Genomic DNA, 23,139 nt, shown 5'->3' with positions numbered 1-23,139 from the left:
TTTTGGGTCGTCGGCGCGGACGTGCCACGGTCCTCGCATGCAGCTCGCCGCTCTCGAGGCCCGCATCGATGAACTGGTCCTGGACCTGGCCTGCTACAGCGGTCACCGCACCCTGTGGCTCGACGACCGAGGGGAGATCATCCACAGCGAACCGGATGATCTGCTCGAGACCCGGGGCTACAGCTATATCGCCACCTTGTTTCAGCCCGAGCGCGAAGAGCTGACCACGGCGATCCTGATGCTCGTCCCCGTCGAGCTCGACGAGCCCGTGCGTCGGGCCGTGAGCGACTGGGACACGCCGGCCTCGGCGATGCCCGCCTTCGCCTGAGCCCGCCCCTCCCCAGACCCCGCCCTCGCCAGATCCCGAGCGGTCGCTCGACTCCCTCGCGCCCGCGATCCCGGGCGCCAGGTCAGAGCCACGAGCGCCCCCCCCCAAAACCCCCGTCGAGCGCCCCAGGCTCGCGCTGTGCCACAGCCCGCGATCGGGGCAGCCGAGGCGAGCGCCAGCGCCCGCAGCCGACATCTGCCCCCGATGAATGGGTGCGCCTGCTACCCTCGCCTCGGTGGATGACGCGGGCAGAGACGAGCAGGGGCTTCGTCGCGAGCTCTCGGCCATCGACGCCACCGCCGTGGTGATCGGGGCGATCGTCGGCGTCGGCATCTTCTTCACGCCCAGCCGCGTCGCCGCCCTGGCCGGGAGCGCCGACATGGCGATGCTGGCCTGGGTGATCGGCGGCGTGATCGCGCTGCTCGGCGCCCTGACCTTCGCGGAGCTCGGCGCCCTCGTCCCCCGCGCTGGCGGCCAGTACGAGCTCCTGCGCGACGCCTACGGCCCGGCCACGGGCTTCGTCTATGTGATCTGCAACGCCACCGCCACCCAGGCCGGCTCGATCGCGGTGATCGCCTTGGTCTGCGTGGACAACCTCGCCGTCGGCCTGCGCGGCGAGGTACTCGGCGCCGGGGCGACGCTGGCCTGCGCCCTCGGGCTGACCTTGGGCGTGACCCTGGCCAACGCCGCGGGCCTGCGCTGGGGAGCGCGGATCCAAAACCTCACCGTCGTCGCCAAGCTCGCGACCTTGCTGGCCGTGGGCGCCGTGGCCTTGCTCGCCGCGCCCGGCCCCGAGCCTGGCCTCGAGCCGCTCTTCTCTGGCGGCCTCGCTCCTGGCCTCGCTTCAGACCTGGCCTCGGGCCCGCCGCCCTCGCGCCCACCTCTGCATCCCCTCGCCGGCCTGGCCGCGGCCCTGGTCCCGACCTTGTTCACCTTCGGCGGCTGGCAGCAGGTGCTGTGGATGGGCGGCGAGGTCGAGGCCCCCGAGCGCAACTTGCCGCTGTCGATCCTCGCCGGCGTGATCGCGGTGATCCTCGTCTATCTCCTGGCCAACTGGGCCTACCTGGCGCTGCTCGGCGACGTCGGGGTCGCCAGCAGCGAGACCCTGGCCGCCGACGCCGTCGCCGTCGTCTACGCCGATCCAGGCCGGCGCGCCGTCGCCCTGGCCGTGGCCGTCTCCGCCCTCGGGGTGCTCAACGCCCAGCTGCTCACCGGCCCGCGCCTGCTCCTCGCCCTGGCCCGCGACGGCCGGCTCTTCCCTGGCCTGGCCCGCGTCCACGCCACCCGCGGGACCCCGGTCCCGGCCATCGCCCTGCTCAGCGCCATGGCCGTGGCCCTGCTGCTGATCGCCGGCCCCGAGGGCCTCGACCGCCTGCTCACCGGCGTGGTCCTGGTCGACGCGGTGTTCTTCATGCTCACCGGCCTGGCCTCGCTGGTCCTCGCTCGCCAGCGCCCCCACGCCGAGCGGCCCGTCCGCATGCCCGGCTTTCCCCTCGTCCCCCTGCTCTTCGGCGTCGCCGAGCTCGGGGTGATCATCGGCGCCTGGCTCGACCCCGAGGTCCGCGCCGCGGCGGCGATCGGCGCGGCGTGGATGCTCGCGGCCTGGGTGCTCTACCTGCTGCGCTTTCGCAGGCCGCGAGCACCCAGGCAGCCGGCTCAGAGCGACTCGAGCACGACCACGTAGCGCATGGACTCCTCCAGGACCTCGCCCACCGCGGGCGCGTAGCGGAGCACCTCGACCTGCGTCCCGCTGAGCAGCTCGAGGTCTGCGAGGGCCATGAACACGGCCGTGTCTTGCACCGCGTCCATGACCTGCTCGAGCACCTCGCTCGACAGCTCCGCCGGCGCATCGCCCACGGACAGGTCGTAGCTGGCCTGGACCTCGAGGAAGATGTTCGGGTGCTCGCAGCCTTCGCCGAGCGCCGCCGGATCCTCCAGCTCGGGGTAGGTGAGCTCACCGACGCCCGACCAGATGATGCTGCCCTCGAAGAGCAGGCCCGCCTGGTTGCTGATCCAGCTGGCCCCGCCAAAGTCGCCGGGCGGGACGTAGAACAAGAAGCTGCCCGTGTCCTCGGCGTCGCTGATGTCCGTCCCCTGCCAGGTCACCTGCTCCCGGGCCGCGTCCTCGTCGAGGCCGAGGTCGCCGGTGTCGCAGACCACCGCCCAGCCCGTGGGCGCGAGGCTCTGGTAGTCGAAGGTCAGGATCAGCGCGCAGGACTCGTAGTCGGTGACCACGCTGTCTTCGAAGGCTGTGACCAGCAGCTCTCGCTCGCTCGTGCACGCGCTCGGCTCTCCGTCGTCTCCGTCCGTGACCTCGCCGCCGTCCGTGCTCTCGCCGCCGTCCGTGCTCTCGCTATCGGCTTCGCCCTCCGTGTCGGCTTCGCCCTCCGTGTCGGCTTCGCCCTGTGTGTCCTCGTCGAGCTGCCCGATGTCCTTGCTCGGCGGCTCACAGGCCAGCAGCAGCGGCGAGAGCACGAGGGAGAGGGCGGCCAGCGCCCGGGGAGGCATGCAGTCAAAGCGTGTTCGCATGCCCCCTCATTGCCGGGCGCCCCGGGATCCGTTCACCTCTCCACGACGTCGACGAACCACGCCACCGGCTTGCGCGGACTGACCGGCGCGGCGTAGTCCTCGGGCGCGACGAAGCTCGTCCGCAGCAAGAACTGCGGCCAGCCCCCGGACCCGCCAAACTCTTCGAGCACGAGGTCGACGTAGCCCTTCTCCTCGAGGGCCTGGGTCATCGGGTGGAAGGCCACCCCCAGCTCCCGAGCCAGCAGGAAGCTGCGCTGCCACTGGCGCCCGGTCTGGATCAGCCCCTCGAGGCCGCTCAGCCCGCGGATCACCAGCCAGCCGCCGTAGGCGTCGAGCTGCTCCCGGACCATCTTCAAGCTGCGCTCACGAAAGCGCTTCGACATCACGTCCTCGTTGTCGTAGCGGCGGACCACCGCCCCGGCGATGCCGTGGATCTCCATGCCCTCCGGGGTCAGCCCGTCGCGCTGGGCCTCGACCTCTTCGTCGGCCAGGCGCATCCACATCGCGAGCTCGCGCTGGGCGTCGTCGCGCCAGGTCTGCTGCTCGTTGGCGCCGTAGGTCAGCTCGGCCAGGCGCCGGCCCTCGGCGGAGTCGGCGGGGAAGAAGGCGAAGTGATCCAGCGGCCCGGTCAGCGCGGCCAGGGTCGTGTTGTCGAGGGGGCGATCGAGGTGGCCCTTGCGCAGCGTCCGGCGCTGTTCGAGACGCTCGAGGTTGTAGCCGCTGGCCTCGCTGGGGATCAGGCTCACGCGCGCGAGCTCGTGATCTTCTTTGGGGTCCTGGCCGACGATCTCGATCTCCGCCGTGAAGCCCGCCGCCCCCGCCGCCAGGCTGAGGTTCTCGATGAAGGCGCCCACGCTCAGGGCGAGCTCGCGGTTTTGGGGATCCACCGCGGGCAGCTCGCAGGACTCGTCGCGCTGAATGCTCAGGTTCATGCCCTCGATGGCGACGAACCAAGGCTGCGCGTTGTGCCCGCTGGGCGCGAGCGCGGCCAGGCGCAGGATCTCGACCAGCGCGGGATCGACCCCCTTCGGCGGGGGCTGCGGGCTGAGGCTCTGCCGCGTGGCCCCCGGCGCGCAGCCCAGGGCCGCCGCCGCGAGGCCAGCGCTGGCCCCACACACGAAGATCCGCCGTGAGACGCCCCCCAAGGAGCTCCTGGCCCCGCTGGAGGCTGTGGGGCCCCTGGCCCCGCTGGGGCTGCGCTCGATGTTCGTCAGCAGGTGCTCGGCCCCCGCGGGCCCCCTGGTCTTCCTCGACCCGTCAATCATCGAGTGCAAAATACCCGAGCTTCAGCCGATGCCACAGAAAGCCGAAGCGGGCTCGGAGGTGTTGTCGTCCTCCTTGCACTCCACGAAGGTCTTGTTCTCGGGGTCGATGATGATCTCGCCCTCGAACTCGACGGTGTCGTCGAGCTCGAGCATCGAGTCGAGCTCGATGACCTCGATCTGCCCGGGATAGAGGGCCTTGGTCGTCTCGACGGTGCCGATCACCGTGCTCGGCAGGCGCCGGACCTCGACCTGGACGCCCGCCGGCAAGGGCGCGAGGCCGACGTTGCGTACCTTGACCGAGATGATCATGGGATCCCCGCAGGCCACGTCGAGGTCCACGGTCGCGTTGGGCGCGTCGAACACCCCGTCGTCGAGCACGTTTTGCCGGAAGTTGTTGAGCCAGGGCAGCAGCCAGTTGGGCTGCTCGTAGCTGGGGATTCCGCCGTAGAGGTTGGGCGCGAGGCAGGCGCCATCGCCCGAATCACACACGTTGGTGACGTTGTAAGCGTGCTGGTTCCAGACCGTGCGCGTGCCCACCCAGCTGCTGTCGGCGCTGCCGAAGATCGTCAACCCGCGGTAGTAGCTCTGCGTGTCGCTGGGCGGCACCCAGGCGGGCAGGCCGGTCTCGGGGTCGCCGTCGATCCACGGCGAGGTGTTGCAGTTCCAGTTGGCGCTGTTCGAGACCCGGGCGATCTCGGCCGAGCCGTCGCCGTCGACGTCGGCGACGATCAGCGCCTCGGTCGCCGTGAAGGTCGTGTTGGGCGCGGCAAAGCGCAGCTCGCCGGTCGAGCCGTCGAGCACGCGCAAGAAGCACTCGTCGGAGTAGACGACCTCGGCCGAGCCGTCGCCCTCGAAGTCGAACACCGAGGAGCCCGTCACCGCGCTCGAGGTGTCCTTGGTCTCGTGCTGCCAGAGGATCGACAGGTCGGACTCGTAGACCACGTAGACCGTGCCGCCGGCGATGCCGATCTCCGGGACCCCGTCGCCGTCGAAGTCGGCGATGGTCGGCGGGCCGCCGCGGGTCTCCTCGAAGGGGATGTCGACGGGGCCGACCTCGATGGTCCCGGTCGCCGCGTCGAGGATCCACACGTCGCCGCGGACGACCACCAGCTCGGGCTGGCCGTCCTGGTCCGTGTCGCCGATCGCCGTGAAGCCGTCGTTGACGTTGGCGTTTTGCCACAAGATGCTGCCGTCGAGGTTGTAGACGGTGTTGCCGGCGATCAGGTCGCCGATCCCGTTGCCGTCGACGTCGGCCATGTGGCTGAGCTCGCGCCCGGTCCCGCCGCCGGTGCCCCCGGTCCCGACCCACAGCCGCGTGATCGCGTTGTCGGTGGTGCTGAAGAGCGTGCGCCCGTAGGCGATCTCCGGGTAGCCGTCGTGGTCCATGTCGGAGATCGCAATGCCGCCGCCCCAGCCAAAGGAGCCCGGGTAGTTGCCGACGATCTGATCGCTGATCCGCTGGACCACGCCGTTGCTGTCGACCATGGCGATCTTGCCCTCGCCGGTGGCCGCGATCACGTCGAGGCGCGCGTCCCCGTCGATGTCGCCGATCGCCACCGACACGCCCGACCAGCCCGTCGAGCCCTCCTCGGGCAGGCTGTTGGTCCAGATCGCCTCGCCCGTGCGCCCGTCGAGCAAGTTGAGGTCGCCGGCCTTGCAGGTCCCGCCGCCGTCGCAAGAGCAGCAGGTCAGGTTCGAGTTGCCCGACACGAAGACCACGTTGGGCGGGTCGTTCTCGTCATACTCGCCGTCGCAGTTGGCGTCGTAGACCCGCGCGACCGTGGGCGTGGACCAGATGTCGGTCTTCTCGGGCAGCGGCGACTCGAGCCCCCACTGCCACTCGGCCACGGCGTTGAGCGGCTGAGCCTCGGCCATGACCTCGCAGGCCTCGACGCAGTCCTCGGGGTCGTCGGCCGAGCCGGTGCAGACCACCGGCAGGTCCACACACTTGCCCGTGGCCGGGAGATCCAGGGTGCAGCTCAGACCCTCCGGCGGCGTCCCGGGCCCGGGGCTGGGCTCGCCGAGGCCGAGCTCGCAGTACTGGTCCTCGCCGCAGTCGTCGGCCGTCGTGCACTCGGACCCGGGCGTGATGCAGCTGTCGAACAGGCAGACCTCGGCGTCGCCGCAGCACACGTCGCCGCAGGTGCTCTCCGTGTCGCAGCAGGCCCCGCCGAGGCAGACCCCGCCAACGCAGTCGGCGTCCATGAAGCACTCGGGCCCGGTGTCCGTGCCCTCGTCGAGGGTGTCGAAGGTGGTGCTCGCCTCGTCGGCGCCCTCGTCGGTCCCGCTCTCGCTCTCCCCGCCGCTGCCGCTCAGACCGACGTCGTCATCGTCGCCGGCCCGCCCGTCGTCACCGCAGGCCAGCGGCGCGAGGCAGATCAGCGAGAGGGGCAAAAAGAGGGTGCGGGTGCGGGTCGACGGCTTGTTCATGGTGTCCTCATGCAGACGAAGGCAAAAGCGAGGGATGTACTATCTGCTACCCCTTACACCTACATCGCCACGAATGTCGATGAAAATTGCCGTGACGGGGACCTGGTGTCGCAGCAGACGGGTCGAGCCCACACCCACGCGGCGGCTCGACTCGGTGAAAGCACGCATTGCTGATCCGATCACCCCCTGAGCTCGATGCGCAGGACGTGCGCTGCGCAGACGGGCTCGCGCTGCGAAACATGCGCAAGCCGCCTCCGTGGGAACACTCGGGCAACCGGACCTCGCCGTCCACGCTCACCCGGGCCGCCCAACCAACCCGATCAGCCAAGCTCGCCAGCGCGACCAGCCGCATGCGAACACCGACGCTCAGCCGGTGGTCGTGTCGGTGTCCGTGTCGGTCTCGGTCGTGTCCGTATCCGTGTCGGTCTCGGTCGTGTCCGTGTCCGTGCTCGTGCCCTCGTCGGTCGTCGACTCGGTGCTCTCGGTCTCGCCGCTGTCCGCGGTCTCGCTCCCGGACTCGTCCGACTCGCTGTCCGTGTCCGTGCCCGAGTCCCCGCTGCTGTCTTCGTCGTCCCCCTCCGAGGTCGCCGGGCCCACGGGCTCGCAGGAGTCCTCGAGGCACTGACAGATGCCGTCGACGCAGGTGAGGTTGAGGTCGCAGAAGTCACCCGGCGCGCAGGCGCACTCGAGGTCGCCCTCGATGCAGCCGTAGTCCTCGACCGCCTCGTCGCCGTAGGTCTCGAGCTGCGCCTCGGGGCTGGTGTTGCACGCGAGCAGCGAGAGCGCAGCAGCGCAAAGGCCGAGGCTGGCCGCCGCGAAGGCCGTCCTGAAGGTCATGGCCGCCATGATAGCCGCTGCCCGCCTACTCGTCTTCGATCGCGCCGTTGATGATCCAGGTCTCGATGTCGGCGATCTCGGCCTGGGTCAGGGTGCCTTCACCGGTCAGCGGGTTGTAGGGCATGGGGTTGCCCACGATGTCCTCGTGCCCGGTGATCTTGAGGTAGAGGTAGCTCGACTCGGGCTCGCCCGGCTCGATCAAGTTGAGCGCCGGGTTTTGCTGCGAGGGCTCGAGCAGGCGCTCGTAGACCCCCTCGCCGATCAGCGCGAGGTCGGCCTCCGGGGTGATCTCGTTGTGGCAGCCCGAGCAGTTGTACTCGAGCACCTTCTCGATGCGCGCGGCCCAGGTCACGCCCTCGCCCAGCAAGTTGAGCCCGGCCGGGTCGGCGCTGTAGGAGCAGCCGGCGTAGTCGACCGCGCGGGCGAGGTCGGCCTCACCCGGATCCTCGGGGATGGTCTCGACCAGGCAAAAGAGCGCGAGCATCTCGGCGATGCTCAGCGGCTGGTTGGCCAGGGGCATGCGCGAGCCGGGGACCTCTTCGCCGCTCATCACCCCGCGCAGCCGGGCGATCAGGTAGCTGTTCTCGGGGTCGCCGGCCGAGAGCATGTGGATCGGGTCGCCCTCGCGCGCGCCGAGGGTGCCGTTGCGGTTGGCGTCGCCCTCGATGATGCCCACGGACAGCAGCTCTTGGACCTGGTCGCCCTGGTACTCGCGGACCTCACCGATCACGTGGGTGCGCCCGGGCAGGATGTACCAGAGCGTGGTGTAGTTCGCGAAGGTGAAGTCCTTGACCTCGCCGTCGGTGATGAAGGTGCGCTCGAAGCCGCCGGAGGTGTAGACCTTGGTCTGCTCCCCGGGCATCGGGTCGGCCAGGTGGATGTGCAGGCCGGGCGAGTCCTCCGGGGGCAGGTCCTCGCCCTGGTAGTAGTCGCCGGCGATGCTCTCGATCCACCCGATCTCGATCTGCCCGGACTCGTAGCCGCCGCCGCTGATCCGGAAGCGATCCCCGGGCCGCTCGCAGCGGTCGTAGACCGACTCGTACTCGCCGTACTGCACGTTGCAGTTGGCGCCAAAGGCCTTGACGAAGTTGGCCGGCGTGCGCAGGTCGGGGAATTCCTTGCTGTTGTGGCAGACGCCGTCGAAGGGCGTGCAGGTCCGCCAGATGATCTTCTGGTGGACGTCGAGGCCGGTGCGGAACTGCGACTGGGCCTCGAGCACGATCTCGTCGTCCCCGGTGTAGGGATCGGGGTCGTCGCTCTCGCTGAGCTCGGGGCGGTCGGGCTCGAACTCGATCTCGCCGGGGTCGAAGTCGCTGCCGATGGTGCAGCCGGCGGCGCCCATGGTCAGGCTGGTCAGACCGGTCAGACTGATCAGGGCGGCGAGGGGCAGAGGGCTGAAGCTAGAGGCGAAGGTGCGGGCCATGGTCGCGCTCCTCAGGCGATGAACAGGTCGTCGAAGGGCTGGTCGGCGGGGAAGAACACGTCGTGGTCGCAGCCGAGCGCGTCCATGACCGTCTTCATGGTCGCGCGGTAGCTGACCACCGTGCCCAGGGGCTCGAGGTCCTCGGCCCGGGTCTCGCCGATCCGCCGCCCGAGGGCCTGGATCGGCCCGCCAAAGAAGGGCATGGCCATCCAGCGCGTGGCGTAGTCGCCACCGTGGTCGCTGCCGCGGGCCGAGTTGAAGCGCCCGCCGCGAGAGCTGCGCGAGAACTCGCTGCCCAAGGACACGATCGTGTGGTCCCAGTAGGTCCCGCCCGAGGGGTGCTGCATGGTCTTGAGCGCCCAGTGCAGCGCCGAGAGCAGGCGGTTGAGCTCGGCCATGCGCCCGGGCAGGCCCTCCTCCTCGCCGGAGTGCAGGTCGTAGCCGCCCTGGTCGAGGTAGATCGCCGGGCAGCCGAAGGAGAACAGGCGCAGGGCCAGGCGCAGGTTGCGAGACGCGCTGCTCTGGCCGAAGGCCGTGGCCAGCTGGGCGTTGCTGACCCCGTCGATGACCTCGTCGGAGCCGTTTTCGATCTTCAGGGCGTCGCTCGAGAAGATCTCCGAGTAGGCCTTGGTCGCCTCGCGCGACTGGAGGTAGGCGTCGACGGTCGAGAAGTGCGGGCTCTGCTGGCGATCGCGAAAGCGCGCGTCGTAGTCCTGGGTCATCTCCCGGGCCCACTCGGGCAGCAGCGCGTCGGTGTTGAAGCCGAAGCGCTCGAGGTCGTCGCCGCGCAGCACCGGCGGGCGGTAGGCCGCGTACTCGCCGGACCCGCGGCCCATGCCCGGCTGACCCATGATGATCGCCGGGAGCAGCACGTTGCCCTCGGCGGCGGCGGCCTCGACCTTGGCCCGCAGGCCGTAGTTGATCATCGTGAAGATGCCGGTGCTGCCGTTGACGTAGCCGGTCAAGAAGCGCTCGAGGCCGGTGAGGTGGTTGCCGTCGGCCGAGCCCGCGAGCGGCTCGTGGTCGACGCAGGGGATCACCGCGATCTCGTTGGTGAAGTCGGTGACCTTCTTCATGCCCAGGCCCGAGAGCTCGTCGCTGAGCCAGTCGGAGCGCGAGAGCAGGTCGCCGGGGCCCCACTCGGTGCCCGAGGCCACGCTGCTCGCCGTGCCCCAGGGCGAGAACTCCGAGCTCACGTCGCAGTTGAAGGCCGTGGTGAAGCGAAAGCCGCCGGACAGGCGGATGTAGATGAAGTGCTTGGCCGTGTCGAAGCCGGAGGTCGCGGCGTGGGCCTTGGGGATCCACAGGTAGGGCGCGCCGATCGCCGCGCCCGCGGCTGCGCCGCCCGCCGCCAGGGTCTTGAGGAAGCCGCGCCGGGTCGAGGCGAAGGTCTTGGGTTGCTTGGTCTTCGTCATCGTTGGGCTCCGGCTCAGTAGAAGAGCATCTCCGCCGAGGACAGCAGCGAGAAGCAGACCGGGCGAGCGAAGCGCTCGACCGTGCAGGGTTTGGGGGTGCACTGGTCGGCGTAGCCCGCCGCCTTCTCGTATTCGGACTCGGTCGGCTCGCGGCCAAAGAACAGCCGCGTCTGGCGAGCGACGACCTCCTGGGCGTTGTCGCTGTCGAGGGCCGTCTCGCTGCTCATGCCCTCGGGCAGCAGCAGCGAGGCATCGGTCCCGCCGCCGGCCATGGAGGGGTCGCAGACCTCGGCGATGAAGGCCTCCTGGACCGCCGTGTTGAGGATCGAGACCGTGGTGAAGCGCCCGGCGATCTCGTTGGTCGGGCAGCCGCCCAGGGACTGGGCGATCCCGCGGTAGTCGGTGACCAGCTCGCGGTTCTCGTCGATGACCCAGCGGCTGTTGTTGACCAGGGCGAAGGTCCAGCCGTTGGCCGGGTTGCCGTCGTCGCCGTCGAGGTAGTCCCCCGGGTAGGAGATCCGGTGGTCACAGGTGCCCATCTGGGTGCCCGTGGTCCGCTTGATCGAGTCGATCCAGATCTCGGGGCTCGCCTGCTTGAGCGGGCCGGCGGACCAGCGGAAGTCGGTCTCGAGCGCGCCCTGGGAGCTCTGCAGGTAGGGGATCGAGGTCGCGATCGCGTAGTAGACCGAGCGGATGTCGGCCTCGTTCTCGAGCAAGTACTTGACGAGCTCGTAGCGGACCTCCTGAACCTCGGTCCCGAGGTCGTAGCCGAGCAGCTGGATGACCACGTCGTCGACGGCGGACTCCCAGAAGGTGTCCTCGCTGGCCATGATCCGCCCGGGCAGCTGGACCATCTCCCACTCGTCGGCGCTCATGTAGCCGCTCCACATCAAGCCCTCTTGATCGCCGGACTTCTCGCGGCGCTCGTCGGGCTCGAGCGTGAGCTCGTGGTAGCCCCACAAGATGCTCGTGCACTGGCCCTCGTCGATCTCCCCGTCCTCGTTGGCCGAGGGCGAGCAGTTGTAGTTGACGTAGGCGTCGGAGACCGTGCCGAGGTGCGAGTGGTCGCGGTAGCCGTTGGTCCACACCGAGTAGAGCCGGCCGAGGTCGCTGCGCTCGTCCTCGTAGGGCGGGCGGTGCAAGAACAGCTTGAACGCGGCCTCGGCCCGGTCGCCGGCGGTGTCGTAGCGCCGGGTCAGGACCGGGTGCGAGGCGGCCACCGAGGCGAACAGGTCCCAGGACACGTAGCCCTGGTAGACCTTGCGCACGAGGTCATCCATGTCGTAGATGCGCTCGACGTTGACCGTGCGGTTGTTGTAGAGCATCAGGTCGGCCCAGCGTCGCTGCTGCACGAGCACGAACTCGTCGGTCGCCATCAGCGTCTTGACCGTCTCGCCCCAGTCCTCGTGGTCGCAGACCTCGTTGACCTCGGAGGGCGTGGGGTAGCGGCCGACGAAGTCGGCGTAGAGCTTGCGGCAAGCTTGGCGGCGGTCGATGGGCTGCGAGGCGATGCCCACGCCCCACATGCTCGAGCACACGCCGACGTTGACGGGGTTGGTCAGGCCGAGGCCGTCGCAGTAGCTCTGGCAGGCGACGTCGCAGACGATCGGCTTGTCCGTCGGCGCGGTCACGTCGCGGGCCTCCGGCGCCTCATCGTAGCCGCCCGGGAAGTTGCCGTCGGTGATCGGGGCCCCATTGCCGACGAGCTCGCCGGGTCCGCGGGCGGGGTTCGCGGGGTCCATGCCTTCGACGTCCAGGCACGCGCTCGTACCGGCGAGTACGAGCAACGACAGCCCGGCGGCGACGATATTGATTCGATGGGGGCTTGCAGCCATTGAGGGCTCCTGCGCTGACACCGAGGAGCCCAGGTGGGTGGACGGGTCGACCTGCGGCGGCATCACTCGCCAATCATAGGCCAGCGCACCAGGGCCGCCCAGCCTCCCCAAAGCCACAGTCGCGGGCCCCATCGTGGTCCCCAAGCCCCACCCAAACCCTTCAGTGGGGGTGCGGTCTCGGGCCCCGTGATCTTCTCGTATCAGCACTCGCACGACCAATCTCGCCAGTCGAGGGCGGCGGTATTGCTTTGGCGCCGGCGCTGCTCGCGGTATCGTCCCGGCCATGAAGCTTGGCCAGGTTCAGCGTTTCGCCGCGGCAGCTGCGGCGTTTGCGGTGCTCGCCGCGACCCCGGAGGTGCAGGCCGCCCCCGGTAAGAAAGACAAGGCAAAGGCGGAGCCAGAGGCCGCCTCGGAGCCAGAGGCCGCCCCGGAGCCGGAACCAGAGCCGGAGCCAGAGCTGGAGGTCTCGGCCGACGCGGATCTGGAGCGAGACGCGGCCAAGCCCAGCGCGGGCATGAAGGGCCGCTTCGGCCTCGGTGGGACGCGCTCGCTCTCGGGCGTCAACGCCATCTCGGCGCGCTACTACGCCACCGACAAGCTCAGCATCGGCGCGCTGATCGGCGCCGCGACCTACTCCTACAAGGAGCCCGACGACAACGGCGACTACAACGCCACGCGCACCGTGGGCCTGCTCGGCGCCGGCGTCCAGACCTTCTACTGGCCGGTCCAGGGCGACCGCAGCAAGTACATCTCCGCGGACTTCGGCGTGGGCTTTCGCGGCCTCGTCTACGTCGGCTTCGGTGCCGACGACGACGAGAACCCCGAGACCCTCGAGGGCCCGCTCGAGATCGACCTCGAGCTCCCGCTGACCACCCACGTGTTCATCGGCGACTCCGTGGCGATCACCCCCGAGTTCGGCCTGGTCGCGCGCATCGTCCCCGGCAACCGCGAGCCCGACGAGCAGGACAACTCCGACACCAACCCGGGCAGCGGCGCCGGCGGGCGCCTGGGCGGCGACGACGGCCCCGGCCTGGGCTTCGAGCTCGGCGAGCACGGCGGGCTCTTCTTTGGCCTGTCGATCACCTACTTCTTCGGCAGCAAGAACAAGGGCGGCAAGAAGAAGGGCAAGAAGTAGCCGCGCCCGGGCCGCGCCAACCAAATCGAAAAGCCGCGGGCTCAGCTCGCGGCTTTTTTGTTTGGCCCTCGCGCGTGCGCGCGGACCGACTGCTGGCTGACTGCTACTCGCTGGCCCCGGCTGCGTTCGTCTGGGCCTCGCTGAAGAGGATGATGTAGCTGACGACACCGAAGCCGACGAGCACGAAGAGCAGGGCACCAAGGATGATGCCGTTGGGGTTGAGTTCGATGTTGGAGTCGTACCCGGCCATCGGCGTGAGTGTAGCCAAGCGTGGGCGGCTGTGAAGCCCCCGAGGGCCCATCACGCCTCCCGTGCGCTGCGCGGCCGTCTTGGGCATCCTCCAGCCCTCGCGTCCTTCACGCCTCGTCGGCGCGAGCGCTCGCAGCAGTGTCCTCGGGCGGCCCCCAGCCCCCGCCTCCGGGGGTCTCGAGCACGAAGCGATCCCCGGCGAAGACCGCGACCGTGGCCGCAGCGCCGAGCACCTCCACGCGCCCGTCGGCGCGCTCGATCCAGTTGCGGCCGGGGGCGCCGGGTGAGCCGCCGGCCGCGCCAAAAGGCGGGATCTCCCGGCGGTTGGCGAGGAGCACGAGCTGCATGTCCTCGAGGAAGCGCAGCGCTCGGCGGACCCCATCACCGCCGCGGAATTGTCCGGCCCCGCCGGAGCCGCGGCGGATCTCGAAGGACTCGAGGCGCACCGGGTAGCGGCGCTCGAGGACCTCGGGGTCCGTGAGCCGCGAGTTTGTCATGTGGGTGTGCACGGCGGAGGCGCCCGCAAAGCCCGGGCCGGCACCGGCCCCGCCGCAGACGGTCTCGTAGTACTGGCGGCGCTCGTCGCCGAAGGTCAGGTTGTTCATCGTGCCTTGGGCCGCGGCCATCACCCCCAGGGCGCCGTAGAGCGCGTCGCAGATCACCTGCGAGGTCTCGACGTTGCCGGCGACCACCGCCGCCGGATAGCGCGGGTCGAGCATGCTGCCGGGCGGGACCACGAGCTCGATGGGGTCGAGGCAGCCCTCGTTCATCGGGATGTCGGCGTCGACGAGGGTGCGGAACACGTAGAGCACCGCGGCCTGGCACACGGCCAGGGGCGCGTTGAAATTGTTGTCGCGCTGGGCCGAGGTCCCGCTGAAGTCCACGCGGCAGCTGCGGGTCTCGGGGTCGAGCTCGACGCAGACGACGACCTCGCTGCCCTCGTCCATGGCGTAGCGAAAGCGGCGGCGAAGGCCCTCCCCATCCTCCCCCTGGTGAACCGCGGCCAGGCGAGCGATGGCGGCGCGCACCGACTCCGCCGCGTTGGCGCGCACGTGGCCCATGTAGGCCCGGACCACGGGCAAGGTCCAGCGCGCGACCATGCGCCGCAGCTCGCCCGCGCCCTTGTGGTTGGCGGCGAGCTGGGCCTCGAGGTCGGCGAGGTTCTGGTCCGGGTCGCGGGCTGGCCACGGTCCCGCGAGCAGGCGCGCGCGCACGGCCTCGCGGCGCAGGGCGCCGGCGTCGACGAGCAGGAAGTCGTCGAAGCGCACGCCCTCCTCGTCGACGTGGCGGCTGTGCGCGGGCATCGAGCCGGGGCTGATGCCGCCGATGTCGGCGTGGTGGCCACGGCTGGCCACGAAGAAGTCCGGGCTCGACGCGCCCTCGCTGCTGGCGATGAACACCGGCGAGATCACCGTGACGTCGGGCAGGTGCGTGCCGCCGTTATAGGGCGCGTTGACCACGTAGGCGTCGCCCGGCAGCAGGCCGCGCCCGTCCGCGCGGCGCCCGGCGATCACGGCTCGCACGGCCGCGCCCATGGACCCGAGGTGGACCGGCATGTGCGGGGCGTTGGCGATCAGCTGGCCGTCGCCGTCGAAGACTGCGCAGGAGAAGTCGAGGCGCTCCTTGATGTTGACCGAGTGCGCGGTGTTGCGCAGCGTCGCGCCCATCTGCTCGGCGATCGAGCCGTAGAGGTTGTTGAAGACCTCGAGGCGCACGGGGTCGGGGCGGCTCAGGCTGGCCGTCGCGGCCGCGCCCGCGCTCGCGTCCCCCTCCCCCGCGTCCCCCTCCCCCGTGTCCCCCTCCCCGCGACACAGCAGCAGGTGCCCGGTGTCGAGGACGCGCGCGGTCCAGCCTGGCTCGACCACGGTGGTGCCGGTGCGCTCGGCGATGATCGCCGGCCCGGGCAGCGCCGGCGCCCCCGGGCGCAGGCGCTCGCGGCGAAACACCGGCGTGGCTCGCCGCGCTCCGGCCATGTAGACGTCCACGCTCAGCTCCGGGGCCCCGCTCCCCTGCCCACCGCCCGAGCCCGCGTCTGCCCCCAGCGCCTCGGGCCCGAGCAGCGCCTCGATCCCGAGCGCCCCGGCCTCGCTGGTCGCCACCGCCTCGGCCTCGAGGGCGTCGAGGGTGAGCTCGGCCGCGGCGTCGAGGCGAAAGCCGTAGCGCTCGCCATGCTCGGCCTCGAAGTCGGCGCGCATGGCCGCGGCCGCGCTCGCGTCGGACCCACGCCAGGTCACCGCCAGCGGCCGGTCGCTGCCGGCGTAGCGCAGGTGGGCCCGGGCCTCCACGCGCGTGGGCTCGAGGCCCTGCTCACGCAGCGCCGCGGTGACCTCGGCCCGCAGGTCGTCGAGGGTCGCCGCGCTCGCGGCCAGGGCGTCCGCGTCGAGGCCCGCGCCCACGCTGCGCTCGCGCACGGCCCGGACGTCGGCGAGGCCCATGCCGTAGGCGGAGAGCACCCCGGCGAGGGGGTGGATCAGCACGCTGCGCACACCCAGGGCGTCGGCGACCAGGCAGGCGTGCTGGCCCCCGGCCCCGCCAAAGCAGCACAGCGCGTAGTCCTCGAGGTCGCGGCCGCGCTCGATCGAGATCTTCTTGATCGCGTCGGCCATGCCGACCACCGCGATCTCGATGAAGCCCGCGGCGATCGACTCGGGCGCGCGCCCGTCCAGGGCCTGGCTGAGCGCGGCGAAGCGCTCGTGGACGGCGCCGAGGTCGAGGCCCTGATCCCCCCCCGGCCCAAACACCCGCGGGAACAGCTCCGGGCGCAGCTTGCCCAGGAGCAGGTTGCAGTCGGTCAAGGTCAGCGGCCCGCCGCGGCGGTAGCAGGCCGGGCCCGGGTCCGCGCCCGCCGACTCGGGGCCGACCTGTAGGCGGCCGTCGGCGAAGCGACAGATCGAGCCGCCGCCAGCGGCGACCGTGTGGATCTCGAGCATCGGCGCGCGCACCCGGACCCCCGCGACCTCGGTCTCGAAGCTGCGCTCGAGCTCGCCGGCGTAGTGGGTGACGTCCGTCGAGGTCCCGCCCATGTCGAAGCCGACGATGCGCGAGAAGCCTGCCTGGGCGCTGGTCACCGCGGCGCCGACGATGCCCCCGGCCGGCCCCGACAAGATCGCGTCCTTGCCCCGGAAGCTGCGCGCGTCGGTCAGCCCGCCGTTGGACTGCATGAACTGCAAGGGCGCGGCGCCGAGGGCCGCGGACACCCGCTCGACGTAGCGACGGAGGATCGGCGAGAGGTAGGCGTCGACCACCGTGGTGTCGCCGCGGCCGACCAGCTTGATCAGCGGGCTGAGCTCGTGGCTGACGCTGACCTGGGTGAAGCCGAGCTCCCGGGCGACCTCGGCGACCACGCGCTCGTGCGCGCCAAAGCGCCAGCCGTGGACCAGGACGATGGCCACGGCCTCGACGCCCGCGGCGGCGGCCGGCGCCAGGGCGGCGCGGACCTGCTCGCGGTCGATCGCCCGGATCACCTCCCCCTCGGCGCCGACGCGCTCGTCGATCTCGACGACCTGCTCGTAGAGCATGGTGGGCAGGCTGATCTCGCGGTCGAAGAGGCGCGGGCGGTTTTGGTAGCCGATCCGCAGGGCGTCGGCGAAGCCGCGGGTGATCGCCAGGACCACGCGCGCGCCCTGACGCTCGAGCAGGGCGTTGGTCGCCACGGTCGTGCCCATCTTGATCCCGCGGAGCTGGTCTCCAGGGATGGGCTCGTGCGCGGCCAGCCCGAGCAGCACCCGCACGCCCTCGACGACCGCGTCGGCGTAGCGCTCGGGGTTGTTGGACAGCAGCTTGTGCGTGTGCAGCCGCCCGCTGGGGTCGCGGGCCACGATGTCCGTGAAGGTCCCCCCGCGGTCGATCCAAAATTCCCAGCCGGGCGCGTGTTCGGGGCGGGCGGTCATCGAGCGCGGCCAGCATAGCAGCTGGCGTGCCCTGCATCGCACACTACTGCGCCGGCGCGGCGTCCGAGCTCGCGGGCACCCGCGTCGCCGTGAGCGGATCCTCGACGCGGAACACCGCCCGGTCCTCGTTGCACATCAGCAGGCCGCGCGCGTCCCAGGCCAGGGCCTCGATCTGCCCGACGTAGCTGGGATCGAGGGCGACGCGGTTGACGAGCTCGTCGAGCAAGCTGGCCGCGCTGTCCGGCGCCGGCGTGGCGAACACGTAGACGGCGTCGTAGCTGAGCAGCGCCCAGTGGGCGCCGTCTGGGGCCAGGTCCGCCGCCGTCGTGCGCCCGGCGAACTCGCTCGGCTCCTCGTCCAGGTAGGGGCCGAGGTCGAAGTCGTCGACGAGCTCGAGCACGAGCTCGTCCTCGCTCGCGTCGAGGCTGGGGAAGCGATAGAGCCGGGTCGCGTGGTCGAGGCGGTCCTTGCTGAGCACCCACAGCGTGTCGGCCCACCACAGCAGCGACTCCGCGTCGAAGTCCCCGTGCGTGCGGCCGTAGCTCTGCTGGTCCGGGTAGCGAAAGCTAAGCTCGCGATCGACGAGCACCTTGCCGACCTCGCCGGGCTCGCCCGCGGGCGCCGGCTCGGGGATGCGCAGGACCGCGAGGTCGCGGCGCTCGCTGCTGTTGTTGCCGATGTCGCCGAGCCACAGGTTGCCGGACTCGTCGCGGGAGATGTCCTCCCAGTCGATGTTCTCGGCGTTGCTGACCCGGTAGCGCGCGAGTAGCTGGCCGTCGGCGTCGATCGCAAACAGCCAGTTGCCGTTGCCCGAGTCACCGTGCGTCCAGTAGACGCCGGGGTGGGCAGCGCTCTCGACCAGGCCCGAGGGCTCGCGGACCTTGCGATCGATGGCCACGCCCGTGGGCGAAGGCTTGGCGCAGGCGGCCCCGAACAGGCCGAGGGCGAGGCAGGGGCAGAGCAGCGCGCGCATCGTCTCCACGCTAGCGCGTGATCGACACCCGGCGCATCAACTATCGCGCGCGGCGTCGTATACTATTCGCCGTGCTTCGCAACCGCGCCAGGCCACCGCTCCTCCCCCTCGGCCTCGCCACGGCGAGCCTGCTCGTGCTCGCCTGCGGGCGGACCTCCCCCGGCACCGCCTCGTGCGTGGAGCCGCACCTCGACGTGTCGACGAGCCCGAACATCGAGTCGAGCGACGACCCGAGCGCCGATGCGCTCGCCGCCTGGATCGCCTCGAACTACGCCAAGCGCGAGGTCAGGATCCCCATGCGCGACGGGGCGACCTTGTTCACGGCGATCTACACCCCAACCGAGGCCCTCCACGCCGGCGCGCCACGGCCGATCTTGCTCAAGCGCACCCCCTACTCGGTCAAGCCCTACGGCGAGGACGAGTACCCCAGCTCCCTCGGGCCCAACTCGCAGCTGGCCCGCGACGGCTACATCTTCGTCTACCAGGACGTGCGCGGGCGCTTCATGTCCGACGGCGAGTTCGTCAACATGACCCCGCGGCGGACCACCGAGGGGCCCGAGGGCGTCGACGAGAGCAGCGACACCTACGACACCGTGGCCTGGCTGCTCGACAACGTCGAGGGCCACAACGGCCGCGTGGGCCAGTGGGGGATCAGCTACCCCGGCTTCTACGCCGCCGCCGCCGTGGTCGAGCCGCACCCGGCCCTGGTCGCCGTCTCGCCCCAGGCCCCGATCGCCGACTGGTGGTACGACGACTTCCACCACAACGGCGCGTTCTTGCTGCCCCACCTGTTCAACTTCATCTCCAGCTTTGGCGTGCCCCGCGACGGCCACACCACCGAGTGGCCGCCGCGCTTCGAGCACGGTACCCCCGACGGCTTCGAGTTCTTCACCCGCCTCGGCCCGCTGAAGAACGCCAACGCGCGCTACTTCGAGCACGGGCTGCCCTTTTGGGACGCGGTCATGGCTCACCCCAACTACGACGAGTTTTGGCGGCGCCGAAACCTGCTCCCCCACCTCGCCGCGCTCGAGTCCGTGGGCCCGGCGGTGATGACCGTGGGCGGGTGGTTCGACGCCGAGGATCTCTACGGGCCGCTGCACATCTACGCGGCCCTCGAGGGCGCAGATCCGCAGGCCCGCAACAGCCTGGTCATGGGCCCGTGGTTCCACGGCGGCTGGTCGCGCAGCGCCGGCGACGGCCTGGGCGACCTCAGCTTCGGGCGCGAGACCTCCCCGGGCTACCAGCGCGAGGTCGAGCGCCGCTTCTTCGCCGTCGAGCTCCAACACCCGAGCGCGGCCGAGTACGCCGACTGCCCGGCCCTGCCCGAGGCCCTGATCTTCGAGACCGGGGCCAACCGCTGGCGCCAGTTCGAGCAGTGGCCGCCCGCCGCGGCCGAGCCCGGCGCGCTGTGGCTCGGGCCCGAGGGCGCGCTGCTCGACGCCGCCCCGCGCGATGCCGCAGCCAACGACGCCTTCATCAGCGACCCCGCGCACCCCGTGCCCTTCACCACACAGGTCGCCAAGGGCATGACCCGCGAGTACATGACCGACGACCAGCGCTTCGCGGCCCAGCGCCCCGACGTGCTCGTCTACGCCGGCCCCGTGCTCGAGGCCCCGCTGACCCTAGCCGGCCCGATCGAGGCCGCGCTGTGGGTGTCCACGGATCAGCGCGACGCCGATTGGATCGTCAAGCTGATCGACGTCTTCCCCGACGACGCCCCGGACCACGACGGCCTGCGCGAGGGCATGCACATGGGCGGCTACCAGATGATGGTGCGCAGCGAGATCATCCGCGGCCGCTTTCGCAACGACCCGGCCAAGCCCGAGCCCTTCACCCCCGGTCAGCCCACCCAGGTCAGCGTGCCCCTCCAGGACGTGCTGCACACCTTCGAGCCCGGGCACCGCGTGATGATCCAGATCCAGAGCAGCTGGTTCCCGCTCGTCGACAAGAACCCCCAGGCCTGGGTCGACAGCATCTACGCGGCCGAGGCCGCGGACTTCGTCGCCGCCGAGCACCGGCTGTGGCGCGACGCCGAGCACCCCTCGGTGATCCGCTTCGCGACGATCGATCCGGGCGAGGATCAGACCCCCGCCTGCCTGCCCGCGCCCGCCGACGAAGCCAGCGGCGACCAGCCCTGAGCTTCAAAAGCGCAGCGACCAGCTCAGGCCGACCTGCTCGCGGCCAACAACGGGCAAGGGCAGCGAGAGCGACAGCGGCGAGGCGAACATGGCCTCGCGGCGCTTTCGCTCGCGCACCCGGCCCGCGGCGATCAGCGCGATGCCGGTGATCATCAGGGCCCCCGCCGAGGCGCCCCCGGTGATCGCCAGCGTCCGACCCAGCGCGGCGCGGTCGGCCTGCTTGGCGATCTTGTCGGCGTCGGGCTCATCGGCGACGGACAGGGCGTCGTGCTGGCGGCTGGCGTCGGCGCCCACGGCCAGGCCCGCGGCCATGACGATGAAGGCCGCGCCCCCGAGGCCGACGAGCACGTCGCCGGCGAGGACCATGCGGTAGTTCTTGGGGTCGACCGCGATGGCCTGCGGCGGGGCGGGCACCGCGACGGGCCCCAGCGTCGCCTCGCCCGCCGCCTGCTCGCCCGGCTCGCCCGGCTCGCCCGGCTCGGGGCTGCCCTCAGACGGGCCGTCGAGCGACGTCGCGTCGCTCTCGGCGGTCGAGGTGGCCGCACCCGACTCGAGCGCCCTCGCGTCCTCAGCGGGAAGCTCGGGCGCCTCGGAGGGCTCCGGCGCCTCGGCGCCCTCGACCGCACCGCCGGCCTCATCACCAACCTCACCGCCGGCCTCGTCACCGGCCGCCTCGGAGTCTCCGACACCCGGAGCACCGCTCGGGCCGCCGCTCCTTGGTGACGCCGTCGAGGGTTCAGGCGCCCCCGTCAGCGCGAGGGTCAGCGCGAGGGTCGCCGCGATCGAGCTCGGGATCATCACCCCTCGATTCCACGCCTGCGACCTGCGGTCAAACTCCGCGCCCCGGAAACGCCGAGAGGGCCGCCAGCCAAGCCAGCGACCCTCCCACGCGGACTCGCCGCGAGCGGCTCAGTCCTCGACGAACTCGCGCAGCTGTTTGGCACGCTCGGCCTTGCGCAGCTTGCTGAGCGCCTTGGCCTCGATCTGGCGGATGCGCTCGCGGGTCACCGAGAAGTCGCGGCCGACCTCCTCGAGGGTGTGGTCCGAGGCCTCGCCGATGCCAAAGCGCAGACGGAGGATCTTCTCCTCGCGCGGGGTCAGGCTGGCCAGGGCGCGGCGGGTCTCGTCGGCGAGGTGGCGGTCGACGACGCCGGAGCCGGGGTCGAGGGCGGTCTTGTCCTCGATGAGGTCGCCGAGGCTGGAGTCGCCGTCCTCACCCAGGGGCGTCTCGAGGCTGATCGGCTCCTTGGCGATGCGCAGTATTGCCCGAACCTTCTCCACGGGCATGCCCATCTTGCCGGCGATCTCCTCGTGGGTGGGCTCGCGGCCGAACTCCTGCACGAGCTGACGCGTGGTCCGGATCAGCTTGTTGATGCTCTCGATCATGTGCACCGGCACGCGGATGGTCCGGGCCTGGTCCGAGATCGCCCGGGTGATCGCCTGCCGGATCCACCACGTGGCGTAGGTCGAGAACTTGTAGCCGCGCTGGTACTCGAACTTGTCCACGGCCTTCATCAGGCCGATGTTCCCCTCCTGGATCAGGTCGAGGAACTGCAGGCCGCGGTTTGTGTACTTCTTGGCGATCGAGACGACGAGGCGGAGGTTGGCCTCGACCAGCTCGGCCTTGGCGGCCTCGCGCTCGCGCCGGGCCTTGGTCAGGTCGTCGTAGAGCGCGACGAGCTCGTCGGCCGTCACCCCGAGGTCCTGCTCGACCCGGCGGATGCGCTTGTTGGCGACCTTCATGCGCGAGATCAGCTCCTGCAGCTCCCAGGGGTGCAGGCCGAGCTTGCGGCAGAGCTTGAACTCCTCTTGCTCCTTGAGGCGCACGCCCTCGAAGGTCGAGCGCAGCTCGTCGAGGTCGACCCCCGCCCGGCGCTCGCAGGCCAGGAGCTCGCGCAGCGAGCGACGCACGGTCTCGACCGTCTCGCTCAGCTCCTCGCTCATCTCCTCGATCGACTTGCGGCTCAGTCGCATGTCGTTCATCGAGCGGACCGAAGCCAGGCGCAGCTCCTCGCGCTTGGCCGCGCTCGCCTCGTCGACCGGGGCCTCGGCGACCGGGGGGCCCTCGCCAGCCACGGCCTCGCCAGCCACGGCCACGGTCACGGGCACGGACTCGCCCTCACCCTCGTCGAGCTTCTCGATCTCGCGCTGGTGCTTGCGCAGCTTCTTGAGCTGCACCTTCATGTTCTCGAGCGCCGCCTCCTGGCCGGTCGGCTCCTCGGCCTCGCCGGGGCGCTTCTCGTCGTTCTTGGCCGGGATCACGAACGCGTCCTTGACCCGGACCAGGTTGCGCTCGACCCGATCGCACAGGTCGATCACATAGGGCACCGCGATCGGGCTGTTGAGGACGATGTCGATGACCTTGTTCTCGCCGGCCTCGATCCGCTTGGCGACCTCGATCTCACCCTCGCGCGTGAGCAGCGAGATGGTCCCCATCTTGCGCAGATACATCCGAACGGGGTCGACGCTGCGGCCGCGCTCGTCGATGAGCCGGGTCTTCGCCTGCGACTTGCTGCTGGCCTTGCTGGCCTTGCTCGGAGCGTCGACGTCGGGCTTGAGTGGAATCGGGCTGTTGCTCATGGGCAGGTCCTGGAGCGTCGAAGCGCTGGGCTCTCCGCGGCTCGTCCAGTGGCGATGGAGCGAACGAGCAAAAGCGGCGAGAGCGAACCCTGGGGATCCGCGGCTCGACGAA

At 70.8% G+C, this 23,139-nt stretch carries 16 protein-coding genes; 4 read left to right on the top strand and 12 right to left on the bottom strand.

Annotation, left to right across the window (positions count from 1 at the left end):
* Positions 1-37 precede the first annotated feature (37 nt).
* On the top strand, positions 38-328 hold the full coding sequence (locus G6O69_RS16325; protein ID WP_172304426.1) for a hypothetical protein: 291 nt from the start codon (positions 38-40) through the stop codon (positions 326-328).
* A gap of 235 nt (positions 329-563) precedes the next feature.
* Entirely contained in the window at positions 564-2,012 is a 1,449-nt protein-coding gene (locus G6O69_RS16320) for an amino acid permease (protein ID WP_172304425.1), read from the top strand.
* Here G6O69_RS16320 and G6O69_RS16315 read toward each other — a convergent pair.
* From G6O69_RS16315 to G6O69_RS16285, 7 genes are all read right to left on the bottom strand, one after another.
* The gene (locus G6O69_RS16315) at positions 1,985-2,857 is read right to left on the bottom strand and encodes a hypothetical protein (RefSeq protein ID WP_172304424.1); all 873 of its coding nucleotides are present in this window, start codon (positions 2,855-2,857) and stop codon (positions 1,985-1,987) included. The two genes, G6O69_RS16320 and G6O69_RS16315, sit on opposite strands and share 28 nt — an antisense overlap.
* A gap of 32 nt (positions 2,858-2,889) precedes the next feature.
* A complete protein-coding gene (locus G6O69_RS16310) occupies positions 2,890-4,122 on the bottom strand; it encodes a nitroreductase (protein WP_172304423.1) in 1,233 nt (410 codons plus the stop codon).
* Positions 4,123-4,143: 21 nt separating this feature from the next.
* The gene (locus G6O69_RS16305) at positions 4,144-6,552 is read right to left on the bottom strand and encodes a VCBS repeat-containing protein (RefSeq protein ID WP_172304422.1); all 2,409 of its coding nucleotides are present in this window, start codon (positions 6,550-6,552) and stop codon (positions 4,144-4,146) included.
* A 366-nt stretch (positions 6,553-6,918) separates the two neighbouring features.
* Complete coding sequence (locus G6O69_RS16300) at positions 6,919-7,389, bottom strand: hypothetical protein (RefSeq protein WP_172304421.1); 471 nt, start codon at positions 7,387-7,389, stop codon at positions 6,919-6,921.
* A 25-nt stretch (positions 7,390-7,414) separates the two neighbouring features.
* Positions 7,415-8,812 carry a hypothetical protein gene (locus G6O69_RS16295; protein ID WP_217909845.1) on the bottom strand — a complete coding sequence of 466 codons (1,398 nt, stop codon included), beginning with the start codon at positions 8,810-8,812 and terminating at the stop codon, positions 7,415-7,417.
* Positions 8,813-8,823: 11 nt separating this feature from the next.
* Positions 8,824-10,227 (bottom strand): DUF1501 domain-containing protein, encoded by a 1,404-nt coding sequence (locus G6O69_RS16290; RefSeq protein ID WP_172304420.1) that lies wholly within the window; start codon positions 10,225-10,227, stop codon positions 8,824-8,826.
* A gap of 14 nt (positions 10,228-10,241) precedes the next feature.
* Positions 10,242-12,062 carry a DUF1549 domain-containing protein gene (locus tag G6O69_RS16285; protein ID WP_176396882.1) on the bottom strand — a complete coding sequence of 607 codons (1,821 nt, stop codon included), beginning with the start codon at positions 12,060-12,062 and terminating at the stop codon, positions 10,242-10,244.
* Between the two features lie 283 nt (positions 12,063-12,345).
* Between G6O69_RS16285 and G6O69_RS16280 the strand changes: the two genes are divergently transcribed.
* Positions 12,346-13,197, top strand: coding sequence for a hypothetical protein (locus tag G6O69_RS16280; protein WP_172304418.1), 852 nt, complete (start codon positions 12,346-12,348; stop codon positions 13,195-13,197).
* 103 nt (positions 13,198-13,300) lie between these two features.
* On the opposite strand, the gene G6O69_RS16275 is transcribed toward G6O69_RS16280, so the two are convergent.
* The 3 genes from G6O69_RS16275 to G6O69_RS16265 form a co-directional block, all read right to left on the bottom strand.
* The gene (locus G6O69_RS16275) at positions 13,301-13,447 is read right to left on the bottom strand and encodes a hypothetical protein (RefSeq protein ID WP_172304417.1); all 147 of its coding nucleotides are present in this window, start codon (positions 13,445-13,447) and stop codon (positions 13,301-13,303) included.
* 106 nt (positions 13,448-13,553) lie between these two features.
* Positions 13,554-17,336: a hydantoinase B/oxoprolinase family protein gene (locus G6O69_RS16270; protein WP_172304416.1), complete on the bottom strand. Its 3,783-nt coding sequence runs from the start codon at positions 17,334-17,336 to the stop codon at positions 13,554-13,556.
* Positions 17,337-17,379: 43 nt separating this feature from the next.
* Positions 17,380-18,309: a hypothetical protein gene (locus G6O69_RS16265; RefSeq protein ID WP_172304415.1), complete on the bottom strand. Its 930-nt coding sequence runs from the start codon at positions 18,307-18,309 to the stop codon at positions 17,380-17,382.
* Between the two features lie 71 nt (positions 18,310-18,380).
* Here G6O69_RS16265 and G6O69_RS16260 point away from each other — a divergent pair, with 71 nt between their 5' ends.
* Positions 18,381-20,447 (top strand): CocE/NonD family hydrolase, encoded by a 2,067-nt coding sequence (locus G6O69_RS16260; RefSeq protein WP_346017054.1) that lies wholly within the window; start codon positions 18,381-18,383, stop codon positions 20,445-20,447.
* 3 nt (positions 20,448-20,450) lie between these two features.
* On the opposite strand, the gene G6O69_RS16255 is transcribed toward G6O69_RS16260, so the two are convergent.
* Entirely contained in the window at positions 20,451-21,245 is a 795-nt protein-coding gene (locus G6O69_RS16255) for a hypothetical protein (protein WP_172304413.1), read from the bottom strand.
* A 111-nt stretch (positions 21,246-21,356) separates the two neighbouring features.
* Positions 21,357-23,027, bottom strand: coding sequence for an RNA polymerase sigma factor RpoD (rpoD, locus tag G6O69_RS16250; protein WP_172304412.1), 1,671 nt, complete (start codon positions 23,025-23,027; stop codon positions 21,357-21,359).
* Positions 23,028-23,139 lie beyond the last annotated feature (112 nt).

This window comes from Pseudenhygromyxa sp. WMMC2535 (assembly GCF_011083025.2).
Note: the sequence above shows the minus strand (reverse complement) of the source record. Positions and strands in the feature narration are given on the sequence as shown.